The organism is Streptomyces physcomitrii, from assembly GCF_012273655.1.
In the GTDB taxonomy this organism is placed as follows: Bacteria; Actinomycetota; Actinomycetes; order Streptomycetales; family Streptomycetaceae; genus Streptomyces; species Streptomyces physcomitrii.
This window is the reverse complement of record NZ_JAAWWP010000003.1, coordinates 173,077-188,645: the sequence shown is the minus strand read 5'-3', so window position 1 is coordinate 188,645 and position 15,569 is coordinate 173,077. Positions and strand designations below refer to the sequence as shown.

At 74.0% G+C, this 15,569-nt stretch carries 12 protein-coding genes and 1 pseudogene; 7 read left to right on the top strand and 6 right to left on the bottom strand.

Annotated features, from left to right (window positions below):
* Positions 1–326 precede the first annotated feature (326 nt).
* The 3 genes from HFV08_RS06680 to HFV08_RS06670 all read right to left on the bottom strand — a co-directional run bounded on the left by HFV08_RS06680 (position 327) and on the right by HFV08_RS06670 (position 2,397).
* Positions 327–584, bottom strand: coding sequence for a hypothetical protein (locus HFV08_RS06680; RefSeq protein ID WP_168536798.1), 258 nt, complete (start codon positions 582–584; stop codon positions 327–329).
* Positions 581–985 (bottom strand): ArsR/SmtB family transcription factor, encoded by a 405-nt coding sequence (locus HFV08_RS06675; protein ID WP_376770576.1) that lies wholly within the window; start codon positions 983–985, stop codon positions 581–583. Before HFV08_RS06675 ends, HFV08_RS06680 begins: the two co-directional genes overlap by 4 nt.
* 446 nt (positions 986–1,431) lie before the next feature.
* Entirely contained in the window at positions 1,432–2,397 is a 966-nt protein-coding gene (locus tag HFV08_RS06670; protein ID WP_168536794.1) for an AfsR/SARP family transcriptional regulator, read from the bottom strand.
* A gap of 405 nt (positions 2,398–2,802) precedes the next feature.
* Between HFV08_RS06670 and HFV08_RS06665 the strand changes: the two genes are divergently transcribed.
* Positions 2,803–3,180, top strand: a complete 378-nt coding sequence (locus HFV08_RS06665) for an ArsR/SmtB family transcription factor (RefSeq protein WP_210429938.1) — start codon at positions 2,803–2,805, stop codon at positions 3,178–3,180.
* A 32-nt stretch (positions 3,181–3,212) separates the two neighbouring features.
* On the opposite strand, the pseudogene HFV08_RS31075 reads toward HFV08_RS06665, so the two are convergent.
* Positions 3,213–4,110: pseudogene (locus tag HFV08_RS31075) on the bottom strand (SDR family oxidoreductase).
* A gap of 654 nt (positions 4,111–4,764) precedes the next feature.
* Between HFV08_RS31075 and HFV08_RS06655 the strand changes: the two are divergent.
* The 4 genes from HFV08_RS06655 (at position 4,765) to HFV08_RS06640 (ending at position 9,006) form a co-directional block, all read left to right on the top strand.
* Positions 4,765–5,946, top strand: coding sequence for an LLM class flavin-dependent oxidoreductase (locus HFV08_RS06655; protein WP_168536790.1), 1,182 nt, complete (start codon positions 4,765–4,767; stop codon positions 5,944–5,946).
* Positions 5,943–6,545, top strand: coding sequence for a GNAT family N-acetyltransferase (locus tag HFV08_RS06650; protein ID WP_168536788.1), 603 nt, complete (start codon positions 5,943–5,945; stop codon positions 6,543–6,545). Before HFV08_RS06655 ends, HFV08_RS06650 begins: the two co-directional genes overlap by 4 nt.
* 544 nt (positions 6,546–7,089) lie before the next feature.
* Positions 7,090–8,256 (top strand): metalloprotease, encoded by a 1,167-nt coding sequence (locus HFV08_RS06645; protein WP_246341557.1) that lies wholly within the window; start codon positions 7,090–7,092, stop codon positions 8,254–8,256.
* Positions 8,257–8,475: 219 nt separating this feature from the next.
* A complete protein-coding gene (locus HFV08_RS06640) occupies positions 8,476–9,006 on the top strand; it encodes a DUF5994 family protein (protein ID WP_168536786.1) in 531 nt (176 codons plus the stop codon).
* 106 nt (positions 9,007–9,112) lie between these two features.
* Here HFV08_RS06640 and HFV08_RS06635 read toward each other — a convergent pair whose 3' ends face one another.
* Positions 9,113–11,653: an aldehyde dehydrogenase family protein gene (locus tag HFV08_RS06635; RefSeq protein ID WP_210429936.1), complete on the bottom strand. Its 2,541-nt coding sequence runs from the start codon at positions 11,651–11,653 to the stop codon at positions 9,113–9,115.
* Positions 11,654–11,700: 47 nt separating this feature from the next.
* The gene (locus HFV08_RS06625; RefSeq protein ID WP_168536784.1) at positions 11,701–12,552 is read right to left on the bottom strand and encodes an IclR family transcriptional regulator; all 852 of its coding nucleotides are present in this window, start codon (positions 12,550–12,552) and stop codon (positions 11,701–11,703) included.
* Positions 12,553–12,814: 262 nt separating this feature from the next.
* Between HFV08_RS06625 and HFV08_RS06620 the strand changes: the two genes are divergently transcribed.
* Positions 12,815–14,365, top strand: coding sequence for a sodium:solute symporter family protein (locus HFV08_RS06620; protein WP_168536782.1), 1,551 nt, complete (start codon positions 12,815–12,817; stop codon positions 14,363–14,365).
* A 170-nt stretch (positions 14,366–14,535) separates the two neighbouring features.
* On the top strand, positions 14,536–15,516 hold the full coding sequence (locus tag HFV08_RS06615) for a 5-dehydro-4-deoxyglucarate dehydratase (protein ID WP_168536780.1): 981 nt from the start codon (positions 14,536–14,538) through the stop codon (positions 15,514–15,516).
* Positions 15,517–15,569 lie beyond the last annotated feature (53 nt).

Sequence of the window (15,569 nt, the reverse complement as noted above, 5' to 3'; positions counted from 1 at the left end):
CTTGGTTCCGTCTCTCTGCACCAGTGACGTATGAGGCGGGGAGAGTGTGACGGGCACGGGTGGGCGAGTACGGGAACGGGTGTGCGGCAGGGGCGAGCCGCCGCTCATGCCGGGGGCATCACCTCGGCTCCGTAAGCCCTGGAGCGAAGTCGTCCGGGCTCGTGTTGCGTCCCTGCGCCCCCTGCGCCCCCTGCGTCCCTGCGCCCCCTTCGCCTCGCACTCGAACCGGACCGTCTTGCCGGATCAGCCAGGCGGCGAGGACGAGCCACCGGGCGCGCCGCCCTCCCGGTGCCGCCCGCCGAGGACGTCGGATCACCCCCGGCCGCTCACTCGATCTCGCGCATCATCTTCTCCATCGAGGCGATCGAGAGCCTGGCCTGCGTGAGTTCCTCCATGGAGCGGCGCTGGATCTCGACGCTGTCCTCCAGGAGTTGGGCGTACTTGAGCGTGAGCTGCTTGTACTGCTCCTCGCGGGCGGCCAGCATCCGGGCCCGCCAGGTCGCGGCGAGCTGCCGGACCGCCACGATCATGAAGAGGAAGAACCCGCCGGCACCGGCGACTCCCACCCAGTCCGTACCGTTCATGATGTTCTCTCCTCCTGTGTCCGTCCGGTTGGCCCGGGTTTCGTGGTCCGCTTCTTGTCCCGGTCCCGGTCCCGGTTCCCGGCGGGCTGCTCCTCGCCCTCGCCCTCGCCCTCGCCCTTGCCGGGCCGTCCGCTCCCGTCGCCCTTCTCGCCCTTCTCTCCCTCGGTGAGGGTCGGGGCGGCTCGGGAGACCGTCTCGGGGGTCAGTTCGTAGCGGAAGGGGGCCAGTTCGTAGAACCTCATCGCCTTTCCGTCCTCGGACAGTTCCAGGGAGCCGACGACCAGGCCCGCCGCCTCCAGGCGCTGGAGGTGCATGTGCAGCAGCGGCCGGCCCATGCCGATCTGGCGGGCCAGCGCGCTGACGTAGTTCCGGCCCCCGGCCAGCGCGGCGACGATCCGCATCCGGTGCGGATTGCCCAGCGCGTTGAGCACCTTGAGGAGCTGGTCTCCTCCCAACTGCCGCTCCTCGCCCGGGGGTTGGTGTTCGCCCAAGTCCCCTTCCTTGCCGGGGAGTTGCTTGCCGCCCAAGAGTGGCGCCCCGCCCGGGAGTTGGTTCCCGTCCGGGTGCGGGGGCGGCTCTCGGCTGATGGCGTCCTGGCTCATGGCGCCCCCTCTCCGGTACCTGTCAGGAGAAGCTGACACCCCCGCCCGGCACCTGTCAAAAGGTTCTGACAGGTGTCGGGGGGTGATGGGGGATCTGTGGGGGAGTCGGAGGAGGCGGCCTCAGGGTGTTCTCGGGGTACGACTCCGGGGGATCTCGGGGTTGGGCGGCGGAGCTGGGCGCGGAAGCCGGAGGCGTGCGGAGCGGCGCGAGGGTGTGCGGGGGAGGTGCCGCCGGGGCGGTGGGCTCAGCCCCGGGTCTCCCGCGGGTGCGCGTAGGCGCCGCGCTGTCCGGTGGCGGATGGAGAAGGCCGGTGGGTCTCCCGCAGACGCGCGTAGGCGCGCTCGACCTCCGGACCCGGGGCAGTCGCGCGCTCCTCGGCGAGGCGGTGCCGCAGCGTCTCGTAGACCTCCAGGGCCGGGTTCGGGCGACCGGCCGCCGCGAGGGTCAGCATGAGGCGGGCGGCCAGGCCCTCGTGCAGGGGCTCCTCCTCGGCGAGGGTGCCGAGCGGGCCGAGTGCCTCCTCGAACGCGTCCTGCGCGCAGGCCAGTTCGGCGTGTACGAGAGCGGCGTCGATACGGCGCGCGGTGGCGGCGAGGGCGGCCGGGTGCTCGCGCAGCCGGCTCGGCAGGTCGGAGAGGACGGGGCCGCGCCAGCAGCCCAGCGCCGCCGCGAACAGCGGCCGTGCGGCGGCCGGTCCCCGGGCGTACGCCGCCTCCGCCCGCTCCGCCGCCTGGTGGAAGCGCAGCAGGTCGAGGCGGTCGGCGGTGACCTGGAGCCGGTAGCCCTCGTCACCCGCCAGCATGGTGGCCGGGCCGGTGTGGCGGCGTGGCTCGATCCAGCGCCGCAGCCGCGCCACATGGCTGTGCACGAGCGACCAGGCGGAGGGCGGCGGATGCTCGCCCCACAGGGCGTCGATGACCTCCTCCCGGGCGACGGTCTCGCCCGCGCGCAGCGCGAGCAGGGCGAGCAGCGAGCGTTCCATGACCGCCCCGAGGTGGGCCGGGACCCCGTCCCGCTCCACCGTCAGCGGCCCGAGCACCGCGAACCGCAGCTCCGGCGAGGCGGGCGCCTCCGGCGCGGACGGCGCTCGGGGTGGCACCGGCGGCCCGGGCGGCACCGGCGGTCCCGGCGGAGGGAACTCGCCTCCGGTCAACCCGCCCCGGGCGGCGGGCGGTTGGGGGTTCCATGCCTGCGGCGGCTCGACGCTCATGGCTGCTCCTCCTTCTCGCTCATCCCCCCTCTTGTCCTGAATGACGGACATTCCGGGGAAGGGGTTCCGGCGGGACCGAGGGATGCATTCCGGCCAATCGCCGGTCCGGGTGCCGCGACCCGGCCCGGGAGGCACGGACCCGCCCGGCCGGAGGGCCGCCGGGCGCGGCAGGCGTCGTCGCCTGGCCTACCGGACGACCGGTTCTGAGGTGCTTCCTGCGGTTCCGGCCGGGCGGTCCGCCGCCAGGGGCCGGGGAGCGGGAGCCGTACCGACCGGGCGTACGAACGAGCGGGCCTCGCATGCCCGAGCCGCCGAGGCCCGGGGAGAGCCTCGCCGGGAACGGCTATCGGACGCGATGCTCCGCTCAGCGGACCGCCCCGCACCCCGGTCCGTAGGATGCGGCGCATGGGCCACGGAATGAACGCTTCTGCAGGCCCGGGGGTCGGCAGCGGCACCGCTTTGCCGCACACCCGGCTGACGGCCGAGACCGCCCGGGACGCCGCCGCCACCCTGCACGCCCTCGGCACCCCCTCCCGGCTGCGGATCCTGGCGCGCCTGCGCGAAGGACCTTGCCCCGCAACGGAGTTGGCGAGCGCGGTCGGCATGGAGCAGTCGGCCTGCTCGCACCAACTGCGGCTGCTGCGCGAGCTGGGCCTGGTCACCGGCACCCGCCGTGGCCGCAGCGTCGTCTACGACCTCTACGACCACCATGTCTCCCAACTCCTCGACCAGGCCCTGCGCCACGCGGAGTTGCTCCGGCTGCGGGTGCCCGACCCGGCCTGAGAAGCGCCGTACGCGCCGGGCCGCCCCGGCGGTCAGAAGGTCGTCGTCATCCCGCCGTCCACCGCGATGGACTGGCCGGTGAGGAAGGACGAGGACGGCCCGGCGAGGAAGACCACGAGCCCCGCGATCTCCTCCGGCCTGCCCCAACGCCCTAGCGCGGTACGGGACTTCAGCCAGTCCGCCCACTGGGGGTCCTCGGCGAGGCGGGCGTTGACGTCGGTGGCGAAGGTGCCGGGGGCGACGGCGTTGACGGTGATGCCGAAGGCCGAGGTCGGCCGCGAGTGCCCGGGTGAGCCCGTCCAGGCCGGACTTCGCGGCGGTGTAGGCGACATCCCCGCGGCGGCCGGGCCGCGCCATCACCGAGGAGACGTTGATGAGGCGCCCGGGCCTGCCGCGGCTCTTCAGCTCCCGGGCGACGATCCGGCTCAGCGCGTACGCGGAGGTGAGGTGCACGTCGAGCAGCCGCCGCGCCAGGTCCTCCGGCGTCAGCTCCTCGGAGCCGCGCCGGTCCCGGTGGCCGACGTTGTTGACCAGGACGTCCAGCGTGCCGAGCGCCGCCACCGCCTCCTCGGCCGCCCCGCGCTCGGTCACGTCGAAGGCGGCGCCGGTCACCTCGACCCCCTCCGCGCGCAGCCGCGCCACCGCCTCGTCGAGGCCCGCCCGCTCCCCGCCCGTCGAGCACCACCCGCTCCCCGCCCGTCGAGCACCACCCGCGCACCGGCCGCCGAGGCACGGGCGACCCGGGCCCTCGCCCTCGTCCGCGGACTCCTGATCGACCTCCTCGCCTGCGAGGAACCGGCCCGGGTGGCAGCGGCGGCCCGGCAGGGCTGGTGAGGGGAGGGGCGGTGCGGCGCGGGGGGACCGGCGGGAGCGGCTGCCGGAAGCCCGCCCGGCGCCTGCCTCACCCCACCCCGACCCACTCCACTCCACCTCACCTCACCGCACCGCACCGCACCTCGACCCGACCTGGCCCGCACCGCACCTCGCCCGGCCCGGCCCGGCCCGCCGAAGGTGACACCCGCATGAACTCTGTATCGGCCCGATGAACGCCGTATCAACCGCCGCAGGTGGGCGCCCGGGCTCCCGAAAGCGTGGTTGACGCACCGAATGCCCGGTGTTCCACTGGCCCCATGCAGAGGAGCCTGCCGCTGGTCACCCGCGACCACATCGACTTCGGCCGCGTGTGGTCCGCCTCCTGTAGCCGCTGACCTCGCAGGACCGCGCCCGCCCCGGCAGCGACGCCCGCCCCCGGCTCCCCTCCTTCTCCACCCTCCGCGCCCTGTCGCCCGTACCGCCGCTTCCCCTGAAGTCTCCGAACGCGAGGCCCTCGTAGGGAAGTTCTCGTACGGAAGTCCTCTTATGGGCGGGGTCGTCGTACGGGCGGTCCAGGAACGGGAGTTCCGCGTACCGGACGGCCTCGTACCGGAAAGCCAAGGGCAGTTGCCGGAGGCCGCCGACAGCCGCCGGAGATCCACCGTAAAACCCCGCACCCGCAAGGGAGTTGAGCCGCCCCGCAACGGCCCGCTCCTTGTGCCCCTTCCCGTATGCCGCCCTACCCGCCCTCCCCGCGAAAGGCCGCCCCTCATGCCCGTCGAGTTCCTCGGCATCGCCGCCACCCACAACGGCTCGGAGACGGACGTGCGTTCCGGTCCGTCCTTCGACAAGGAGTACACGCTGCGGCTCGGCCGGGCGCACGAGGACCACGGCTGGGACCGGGTGCTCTTCGCCTACGGCTCCGGCTCGCCGATCCCGGCCCCGGCCGCCGCCTACCTGGCGAGCAGGCTCGACCGGCTGGAGATCCTCCTCGCGCACCGGCCGAACGTCGCGTACCCGACCTACGCGGCCCGCACCTTCGCCACCCTGGACCAGATCAGCGACGGCCGCCTCACGGTGCACTTCATCACCGGGGGCGACGACCACGAGCAGGCCCGCGAGGGCGATCTGCTGACCAAGGACGAGCGGTACGCCCGCACCCGGGAGTACATCGAGATCGTCAAGAAGGTGTGGACGCACCGCGAACGCTTCGACCACGAGGGCGAGTTCTACCGCTTCCACGACTTCGTGAGCGATGTCTTCCCGGTGCAGCAGCCGCGCCCCGGGGTCTCCTTCGGCGGTTCCTCCCCGGCCGCGTACGCCGCCGGGGGTGCGGAGGCCGACGTCTACGGACTCTGGGGCGAGTCGCTCGCCGACACCGCCCGGCAGATCGAGGCGGTCCGCGCCGCGGCGAAGGCGGCCGGGCGCACCGACGCCCCGCGCATCCAGGTCGCCTTCCGGCCGGTCATCGCGCCGACCGAGCGACTGGCCTGGGAGAAGGCGCACCGCACCGTCGCCACCATCCGGGCCCGCCGCGCCACGGTGACCGACCCGCGGCTGCAGGCCCGGCTGACCGCACCCGAGAACACCGGTTCGCAGCGCCTGCTCGCCCTCGCCGAACGCGGCGAGCGCTACGACCGCGCCCTGTGGACGCCCACCGCCGCGGCCAGCGGCGGCGCCGGCAACTCCAATGCCCTGGTCGGCACCCCGGAGACCGTCGCCCAGGCGCTGCTCGACTACTACGACCTCGGCACCGACATCCTCTCCGCCCGCGGCTACGACCTCCTGGGCGACGCGATCGACTTCGGTCGCCATGTCATCCCGCTGGTCCGCGAGGGCGTCGCCCGGCGCGACCGGGAGGGCGCCGACCGCGGCCCGCACCTCCTCGCGAAGATCCAGTCCGACGCCGAGGCGGGCGCGGCCCCGGCCGCCGCGGTGGCGGTGGCCGGATGACCACCTCCGTGGACGGCACCTCCGTGGACACCACCTCCGTGAACACCACCTCCGTGGACGGCACCCAGGCACCGGCCGCCGCGGACGGCTCGCACGCCGCGTCCCCCGGGAGCCGTACCTCCTCCGCCCTGACCGTCGTCCAGGTGGCGGTCTCCGACCCGCTGGCCGCGCCCCTCCTCCGCGAACTCGCGGACGAGTACACCGCGCGCTACGGCCCCGAGGCGCACCGCGAACTGGCCCGCTACCCGGACACCGAGTTCGCCCCGCCGCACGGGGTACTGCTGCTCCTGCTGGCCGACGGGCGGCCGGTCGCGGGCGGCGCCTTCCGCCGCTACGACGCGAGGACCGCCGAGGTCAAACGGGTCTGGACGCACTCGGCACACCGCCGCCGGGGCCTGGCCCGCCGGGTCCTGACCGAACTGGAACAGGAGGCCGCCACCCGCGGCTACACCCGCCTCTACCTGACCACCGGCCCCCGCCAGCCCGAGGCCAAGAACCTCTACCTGACCGCGGGCTACACCCCTCTCTACGACCCGACCGCCGCCCCGGAGGACATCGGCCCGCATCCGTTCGAGAAGGAACTGGCGGGGGCGGGTTGAGGACTGCGCGCGCGAGGGGGCGGGAGCACAACCGCGGCGCCGCGGAGAGGCTTGCCGCGTCTCCGCGGGGGTGGGCGCCGCGAGGAGTACGCGTCCTGCGGGAGCCCGTACGGGATCGGCCCCTCGCCGCGGTCGCGCCCCCGCACCTGTCCGCTCAGCCCCAGCCGCTGTCCTCATCGTCATCCGCGCCGAACATGCGTGAGAGGGTTCCGGGAATGTGAACTGCCGTTCCTGACATGGTCGTTCCCTTCCATGAGCGCCGGGCGGGGAGTCCCTCGTCCCGGTCTCTGGGTGAGTCCGCCGGGCAGCGCACGGAAGTTTCCCGTGGTCTCGATCTGCCCGACGGGGCCAAAATACGCAGCTCCGGGCTCCGGCGAATTGGCTGTCCGTGCACAGTTCCTTAGCTGTGCGTGCACCGGGGAGCGGACCGCACCCGCCCCCGTACCGCCGTTACTCGCCCGTACCGGAATTCCGTCCGATACTTCGTCCTTGCAGGCCAAAGGGGTACGGGCACGGGTGAGGGAGCGGAAGCGGTGGCGTCGGGATGAGCGGGTTCAGCGGGGGTGCGCGGCGGCGGGCGGGGCGCGGGCGCCGGTGGCCGGCCGGGGGCGGGCTGCTCGCGGCCCTGCTGCTGCTCGCCCCGGTCGGCTGTGCCGGGTCCCCGGACGGTGACGGGGACCGGGTCTGCCTGCGGGGCTCGCTGCGGTACGAGCACCGGGACGCGGAGGCGGGCACCCGCAAGCCGCTCGCCTCGGCGCCGGCCCGGAACGCCAACTGGGAGCTGTGGGGCAGGGCGGGCGGCGGTGCGCAGCCGCGGATGCTCGCCGCCGGGCTGACCGGCGCCGAGAAGGGCGGCTTCAGGGCCTGCGCCGACAAGGGCGGTCCGCTGACCGAGGTGCACCTCAAGTTCCGTTCCAGCAGCGCCAATCTGTGGCGGGTGGTCAATCCGGGCACCGGCGCCCAGTACACCTTCGAGTCCCGGCACCTGCCCGAGGTGCGGAAGTCCGAGAGCCTCGGCGTGGTGCGGGTGCCCCGGGGCCAGCAGTCCGCCTGGAAGATCGTCGACACCCTCAACGAGCTGTACTGGCCCGCCTCCGACGCCAACTCCCGCGGTTCGCTCTGCTGGACGAGCCGCCAACCCGACGACGCCTGCGAGCAGTTGACCTTCTCCTGGGGCAAGGACGAGACCGAGGGCGGCTACTTCGACGTGGGCGACAGCAACCAGGTCGTCCTCGCGGCCGGGGACGCCGACTCCCGGCACACCATCCTCCACGAGGCCGGGCACTGGCTCCAGTGGCAGCTCTACGGCCACTGGCTGCCCGCCACCCCCGACTGCGAGGAGCACACCTTCGCCCTCGCGAGCTCCCCCGGCTGCGCCTGGACCGAGGGCTTCGCCGACGCGGCGGCCGCGTACGCACTCGGCGACTACCGCTATGTCGATGTCGACGGCACCCCCTTCGACCTGCACAACGACCGCGACAGCGACTGGGACCGCGGCGACTCGGTCCAGGGCCGGATCGGCAGCTCCCTGCTCGACCTGTGGGCCGAGGACGGCCCCGACGGCGGCGGCTGGGACCGCACCATCGCGCTGATGTCCCGCCACCGCAGCGACGACTTCCGCGAGCACTTCACCGTCGACCGCCCCAAGGCGGACCTCTCCACCACCGGCGAGGCCCGCGACATCGTCCGCGAGCACACCCTCGACTACTGAAATCGCTGCCTCGATCACCGAGCGGGTCTGTCGGCTCGGCTGCTGAGCGGGTCGGGCCGGATACCGTACGCGGTCGCGCCCATACGGTCGGTTTAGTCTGATAGGGGCGGAGTACGGTGGAATGACCGGGAGTCCCGTGCACCGGCCCGGTCGTCGGTGCCGCTGCCGGTGATCGATCAGCCGGAGCCGCCGAGACGTCCCCGGAGGCAGGTTCGCACCATGAACATCACGCTGCGCCGTACGAAGACGAAGCCCGGGAAGGCCAGGGCGAGCCGAAACGAACTGCCGTCGGCCCGCCTGTCGTTGGTGCCCGAAGGGATGGACGAGGCCGACCGGGGCGACCGTGCCGAGGAGGGCGGGCCGACCGGGGAGCGCGGGCCGGTGGGTGCCTGGTGGCCGCGGTCCCGGGATCTGACGCGTGAACTGCCCGCGCTGGCCGCGGCCCTGGCCGAGCGGTGCGGGGAGATCGGCGGCGCCCGCGTCAATCCCGCCCACTGGCCGCTGATCCCGCACAAGGTGCACGTCGAGGGGTACACCGTGCAGGTCGGCTGGTTCACCGACCGGCGGGACCCGCACAAGATCGTCCTCGACTCCGAGACCCAGGGAACCTTCGAACTCCTCGTCGTCCCACCCGAGACCGGCGAGGCCCTCGCCGAACGGCTGCTGTCCGCCGCCGCCGTTCCGGGCGGCCTGGGCACCGCCAACCGCCTGCTGACGGCGAGCGAGACGGAGCAGGGCATCAAGTGGTGAAGGGGAAGGGAGATACGGAGCAGGGCATCAAGTGGTGACCTGAGTGACCTGAGGGATCTCTTGCTGCGGTGACAAGGCCCCTGCCCCGCCCGCCTCCCCCCCCCCGCTAAGCGCTCAACTCCCGTGGCAAACACAGCGGGTTGGTCTCGCGCAGTTCGGGGGGCAGTAGTGCGTCGGGGGTGTTCTGGTAGGTGATGGGGCGCAGCCAGCGGTCGATGGCGGCGGTGCCGACCGAGGTGGTGTTGCTGGTCGACGCCGGGTACGGGCCGCCGTGCTGCATGGCCGGGGCCACGGCCACGCCGGTGGGCCAGCCGTCGACGACCAGCCGTCCGGCGAGCGGTTCGAGGCGGCGCAGGAGGGCCTCGGCGCCGGGGCCGCGCTCCTCGGCGGCGAGGTGCACGGTGGCGGTCAGGTTGCCGTCCAACTGGCCGAGGACCGCGCCGAGTTCGTCCTCGTCGGCGTAGCGGACCAGGACGGTGAGCGGGCCGAAGCACTCCTCGGTCAGCCGCGGGTGCAGTCGGGCGGCGGGGACGGCGAGCACCCCGGGGCGTACCGCGAGGGGGGCCTCGGGGGTCGGTTCGGCGCCCGCTGCGAGCAGTACCTCGACGCCGGGCAGTGCCGCCCGCTCGGCCGCCCCCGCGAGGAAGGCCTCCCGCATCCGCGGATCGAGCAGCGGCCGGGCCGGGGCTTCCGCCGCGGCCTTGACCAACTCCCGCTCCACCGAGACCTCTTGGGCAGGTACGAGGACGAGGCCGGGCTTCACGCAGAACTGGCCGGTGCCGAGCGTGAAGCTGGCGGCGAGCCCGGCACCCAGCTCGGCACCCCGGGTGGCGGCGGCGCGGGCGGTGAGCACCACGGGGTTGAGGCTGCCGAGTTCGCCGTGGAAGGGGATGGGGCGGGGGCGGGCGGCGGCGAGATCGTGCAGGGCGCGGCCGCCGCGTACCGAGCCGGTGAAGCCGACGGCGGCGGTGAGCGGGTGCCGGACCAGTGCGGTGCCGGCCTCGAAGCCGTGCACCAGCGAGAGGACGTCGGCCGGGAGTCCGCTCTCGCGGGCGGCCCCGCGCAGCAGCCGTGCGCACAGCTCCGAGGTGGCGGGGTGGTCCGGGTGGGCCTTGACCACCACCGGGCAGCCCGCGGCGAGGGCGCTGGCCGTGTCGCCGCCGGGCACGCTGAAGGCGAGCGGGAAGTTGGCGGCCCCGAAGACGGCGACCACGCCGAGCGGGACCTTCATCCGGCGCAGATCGGGGCGGGCCGGTCCGGTGTCCGCGTGGTCGATGCGCAGGCCGAGGTAGCCGCCGGTCTCGACGACCTCGGCGAAGGAGCGCAACTGGTAGGCGCTGCGGGCGAGTTCACCGCTGAGGCGGGGTGCGCCGAGCGCGCTCTCGGCGTCGGCGAGCGGCACGATCTCGTCCTCGGCGCCCTCCAGGGCCGAGGCCGCGAGGCGCAGGAAGGCCGCCCGCCGCGCCCGGTCCCGCAGCGCCTCGGCGGCCCCGGCCGCCGCGCGCACCGCCCGGTCCACCTCCGCCGCCCCGGACTCGACGGCGACCTGCTCGCGCCGCGTGCCCGTACGGGGGTCGACGCTCCAGACGGGGGCCGGGGCGGTGTCGCCGGCCCCCGACGGGCCGGTCCCGGCAGCCTCCGCCGGGCCGGTCCCGGCAGGCCCCACGGAGTCGGACCCGGCAGCCTCCGCCGGGCCGGTCTCGGCAGGGGCCACAGAGCCGGACCCCGCAGCCTCCACAGAGCCGGACCCGGCACCCTCCTCCCGCCCGGGCGCCGGGCGTACCCCGCCCGCCGAAGGCTCCGCCTCCCCCAGCGCCATCGTGCAGAAGCCGCCGCCCACGTACCGATCGGGATCCGCCGACGCGGCGCCGTCCGGGTCGAGTTGAGGGGCGAAGCGTTCGGCGTCGTCCCGGGGGGTGTAGCCGAGGGACTCGGCCTCGGTGAGGGAGTAGTAGCGGCGGGTGTTGGCGGAGACGCCCCACAGGAGGCGGTAGCCGGGGGAGGGGGCGGTGAGGCAGGCCTCGAAGAGGCGGGCGCCGTCGTCGGGGGAGAGCCAGGTGGCGAGCCCGCGCGGGCCGAGGGCGAGCGGGGTCTCGAAGCAGGAGCCGATGCGGACGGCGAGCACGTCCATGCCGAACCGGGAGTGGTAGAGGCTGCCCAGCGCCTCCATGGCCGCCTTGCTCACCCCGTAGTAGGTGTCGGGGCGCGGCGAGGAGTCGGCGGGCAGGCCCCCGGGGCCGCCCTCGGCGGGGTCGCGGAAGCCGACCGCGTGGTTGCTGGAGGCGAGGATCACCCGCGGTACCCCGGCCGCGCGCGCCGCCTCCAGGACGGTGCGGGTGCCGTGGATGTTGACGTCGAGGGTGGCCTCCCAGGTGTTCTCCCGGCTGAGTCCGCCGAGGTGGAGCACGGCGTCCACGTCCCGGCAGGCCGCCGCCATCGCCTCCGGGTCGGTGACCGAGGCGGTCAGCAGCTCGACGTCCTCGCCGTCCCCGGCGGCGGGCTGCGCGGCCAGGTCGAGCAGCCGCAGGGTCCGCCCGGGGCGCCGCAGCCGCGGGCGCATCAGGGTGCCGACGGTGCCGGCGGCGCCGGTGATCAGCACCCGCTGGTGCGGCGCGCGGCCGGTCGCCGGAGCCGTGGATTCCGCCATGTGCAGCTCTCCTCAGATGGGCCGGGGCCGCGGGCCCCGGGGTCGGGTCACCGCACCCCGGCGCGCCGCAGCCTGCGGCCGAGGTCGGCGGTGGCGTCCGCGAGGACCTCGCCGATGCGCGCGGCCTCGGCGTCGGTGACCTCGGCGGCGGGCATCGAGCAGCTCAGCGCGTCGGTGCCGGGGATGCGGTAGGGGATGACGGCGGCCACGCACCGTACGCCGGAGGTGCCCTCCTCGACTTCGGAGGCGTAGCCGCTCTCGCGGATGCGGGCGCACTCGGCGTGCAGGTCCGCGCGGGAGACCAGGGTGCGCGGGGTGAGCGCGGGCAGCTTCGCGGGCAGCAGCTGGTCGATCTCCTCCTGGGTCAGCTCGGCGAGCAGGGCCTTGCCGAGCGCGGTGGCGTGGGCCGGCAGGGTGCGGCCGACGCGGGAGACCAGATGCGTGGAGCGCTTGGCCTCGCGGGTCTCCAGATAGACCACCTCGGCGCCGTTGCGGCGGGCGAAGTGGGTGGTGCAGCCGGTCTCGCTGCGGATCTTCTCCAGCGTCTCGGTGGCATAGGGGACCACCGGGTCGCGGTCCAGATAGGCCGTACCGCAGATCAGCGCGCGCACGCCGAGGCGGTAGCGGCCGGAGCTCTGGTCGAGTTCCAGCCAGCCCGCCTCCAGGAGGGTGCGCAGGAGTCCGTGCAGGCTGGAGCGCGGGAAGCCGATGCCGGTGTGCAGGTCGGAGGGGGAGAGCCAGGCGTCGGTGGCCGCGAAGGCCTCGATCAGCTCGATGGCCCGCCGCGCCGACTTCACCCCGCCGGACTCGGCCGCCCCGGCCGCCGGCCCGCCCGCCGCGCCGCCCGCCGCCTTCGCGGCCGTGCCCGAACTCGCGGCCCGCTCGCCCTTATTCGGCATGTCGCCCCTCAGTTCCGTTCAGTTCTGTCCTGGCCGTTGACTGCCGACCACGGTAAGGCTAGCGTCCCGGAACGAAATTCCCATGGATGAACTCGTTCACCATAACACAGTCAATTCACGTATGTGGATAGACGGATGGCGCGCATGACTGCCGCATCGGTGACGGCTGCCGCTCCGGCGGCCCGGGTGGACGCGTGGGTGGAGCGGGCGCGGCGGGGACGACCGCGGCCGGCCGGGCGTCAGGACGAGAAGGGGGTCGGCCGTGCACGGACTCGACTGGACCGTGATGTGCGCGTACTTCGGTCTGATGGTGCTGATCGGCTGGTGGTCGCACCAACGGGTGGGCGACGTCAAGGACTTCTTCACCGCGGGCGGCCGGATGCCCTGGTGGCTGACCGGCATCTCGCACCACATGTCCGGCTACAGCGCGGTGCTCTTCGTCGCCTACGCGGCCGTCGCCTACACCAGCGGGATCACCGTCTACTTCTGGGGCTTCGCCAGTATCGGCATCGGTGTGGGCATCGGCACCTGGCTGTTCGCGCCGCGCTGGAACCGGCTGCGCTCCCGGCTCGGTGTGGCCTCCCCGCTCGAATACCTCGCCAAGCGGTACAGCGTCACCACCCAGCAGGCGCTGGCCTGGAGCGGCAGCCTGCTGAAGATCTTCGACATCGCGGCCAAGTGGTTCGCGGTCGCCACCCTGCTGCACGTCTTCGCGGGCGTCGACTACAACCTGGGCATCGTCATCACCGGCGTGGTGACTCTCTTCTACTGCACGGTCGGCGGGCTGTGGGCGGACGCCCTCACCGAGCTGGGCCAGTTCGTCATCCAGGCCGTCGCCGCGCTCGTGATGATCGTGGTGGTGCTCGGCAAGCTGGGCGGGATCGAGTCCCTGTGGACCATGTGGGGCGAGCTGCCCGCGAGCCACCACAATCCGACGACCCCGAAGTACACCACCGTCTTCCTGCTCGTCTACGTCCTGGTGAAGACCCTGGAGTACAACGGCGGCATGTGGAACCTGGCGCAGCGCTACATGGCCGCGCCCGACACCCGCGCGGCCCGCCGCGGCGCCGCGCTGTCCTCGCTGCTCTATCTGCTGTGGCCGCTCGTGCTGATGTTCCCGATGTTCGCCGCGCCGCTGCTGATCCCCGGCATCGACAAACCCGAGAACGCCTACGCGATCATGACCACCGAGTTCCTGCCGCCGGGCCTGATCGGCCTGGTGCTGGCCGGGATCTTCTCGCACACCATGGCGATGGTCTCCTCCGACGCCAACGCCATCTCCGCCGTCATCACCCGCGACATGATCCCGGTGATGAGCCGCCGCGCCCGAGCCTGGACCGACCGCCAGGGACTGACCGCCGCCCGCCTCACCACGGTCGTCTTCGTGCTCCTGACCATGGGCGTCGCCACCCAGGCCGAGAACCTCGGCGGGGTCCTGCAGATCGTCGTCAACTGGGTCGCCGCCCTGATGGGCCCGATCTCCATCCCGCTGCTCCTCGGCATGCTGCCCGCCTTCCGCCGCTGCGGCGCCCGCGCGGCACTCACCTCCTGGGCCGGCGGTCTGCTTGCCTACGCCCTCGTGTACTACGTCCTCGACACCGGCCAGACCGCGCTGATCGCCACCCCGGTCCTGGTCTCCCTCACCCTCTTCACCGGCCTCGGCCTGCTCGCCCCCGAGCGCAGCGCCACCACCGACGCCCTCGTCGAGGCGATCGGCGGCGAGGACGACCGGGGGCCCTGCGACACCTCCTCCCCGGCGGGCACCGACGACGAGTCCCGCGGCAAGGGCGACGGCTCGACGGCGCTCGTATGAACGCCCTTGCCCTGCCCGCCGGTTCGGCCGTCCGGGCCGCTCCGGCCGCCGGTGGTCCGGCAGTTGCCGCCCCCCGGCCGCCCTGAGCCGCGCTCCGGTTCCGCCGCCCCACCCGATACCCCGCCGTAAGCCCGTAAGCCCGTAAGCCCGTAAGCCCGAAAGAAGGACCCATGGCCCAGTCGTCCGGCCCGGTGCCCCAGTCGACCCCCTCCGCCACGCCGCACCCGAGCGGTCTCGACGGTCTCCTCGCCTTCCCGCTCACCCCCTTCACCGAGAGCCTCGACATCGATCTGGACGCCTTCGGCCAGGCGGTCGAGGCCCATGTGGCGGCCGGGGCGGGCGCGCTCTTCGTGGCCTGCGGCACCGGCGAGTTCAGCTCGCTCGCGCCCGGGGAGCACGCCGCGCTGCTCGCCCGCGCCCGCGAGGCGGCGGCCGGACGGGTGCCGGTGTGGGTGGGCGCGGGCGGCGGCGCCGCGGCGGCCCGCGCCTCCCTCGCGGCGGCCGAACAGGGCGGCGCCGACGGGGTGTTGCTGCTGCCGCCCTATCTGGTCGGCGGACCGCAGGAGGGACTCGTCGACTTCGTGCGGTACGCGGTCGGCGGGAGCAGCGTGCCGGTGGTCGTCTACCACCGCGCCACCGCCGTCTTCACCGAACGCTCGGTCCTGCGCCTCCTCGACATCCCCTCGGTCGCCGGACTCAAGGACGGCCACGGCGACATCGACCTCATGAGCCGCATCGTCACCGCGGTGCGCGCCCAAGGCACCGAGCGGGCAAGGGAGTTCCTCTTCTTCAACGGGCTGCCGACCGCCGAGGTCTCCGCCCGCGCCTACGCGGCGATCGGCGTCCCGCGCTACTCCTCGGCGGTGCACTGCTTCGCCCCCGAGATCGCCCACCGCTTCCACCGCGCGCTCGCCGAGGGCGACACCGCCGTGATGGACACCCTGCTCGCCCGCTTCTACCTCCCGCTGGTGGCGCTGCGCGACGAGACGCCCGGCTTCGCGGTGTCCCTGGTCAAGGCCGCGGCCCGGCTTCGCGGCGACAAGGCGGGGCCGGTGCGTCCGCCGCTCGCCGAGCCCGGTACGGACCAACTCCGCAGGCTGGAAAGGATTGTTGGGGAAGGCTACGCGGCCCTGGCGGAGGTGGCGCGGTGAGCTACTCCGGCACCAGCAGCGAGGGGCCCCGCCGCCGGGGCGGCCGCCGCGCC

Coding starts and splice junctions, on each gene's coding strand:
- HFV08_RS06615 (WP_168536780.1), top strand. CDS start 14,536: ATGGCCCAGTCGTCCGGCCCGGTGCCCCAGTCGACCCCCTCCGCCACG.
- HFV08_RS06665 (WP_210429938.1), top strand. CDS start 2,803: ATGGGCCACGGAATGAACGCTTCTGCAGGCCCGGGGGTCGGCAGCGGC.
- HFV08_RS06680 (WP_168536798.1), bottom strand. CDS start 584: ATGAACGGTACGGACTGGGTGGGAGTCGCCGGTGCCGGCGGGTTCTTC.
- HFV08_RS06650 (WP_168536788.1), top strand. CDS start 5,943: ATGACCACCTCCGTGGACGGCACCTCCGTGGACACCACCTCCGTGAAC.
- HFV08_RS06645 (WP_246341557.1), top strand. CDS start 7,090: ATGAGCGGGTTCAGCGGGGGTGCGCGGCGGCGGGCGGGGCGCGGGCGC.
- HFV08_RS06675 (WP_376770576.1), bottom strand. CDS start 985: ATGCGGATCGTCGCCGCGCTGGCCGGGGGCCGGAACTACGTCAGCGCG.
- HFV08_RS06635 (WP_210429936.1), bottom strand. CDS start 11,653: ATGGCGGAATCCACGGCTCCGGCGACCGGCCGCGCGCCGCACCAGCGG.
- HFV08_RS06670 (WP_168536794.1), bottom strand. CDS start 2,397: ATGAGCGTCGAGCCGCCGCAGGCATGGAACCCCCAACCGCCCGCCGCC.
- HFV08_RS06640 (WP_168536786.1), top strand. CDS start 8,476: ATGAACATCACGCTGCGCCGTACGAAGACGAAGCCCGGGAAGGCCAGG.
- HFV08_RS06655 (WP_168536790.1), top strand. CDS start 4,765: ATGCCCGTCGAGTTCCTCGGCATCGCCGCCACCCACAACGGCTCGGAG.
- HFV08_RS06625 (WP_168536784.1), bottom strand. CDS start 12,552: ATGCCGAATAAGGGCGAGCGGGCCGCGAGTTCGGGCACGGCCGCGAAG.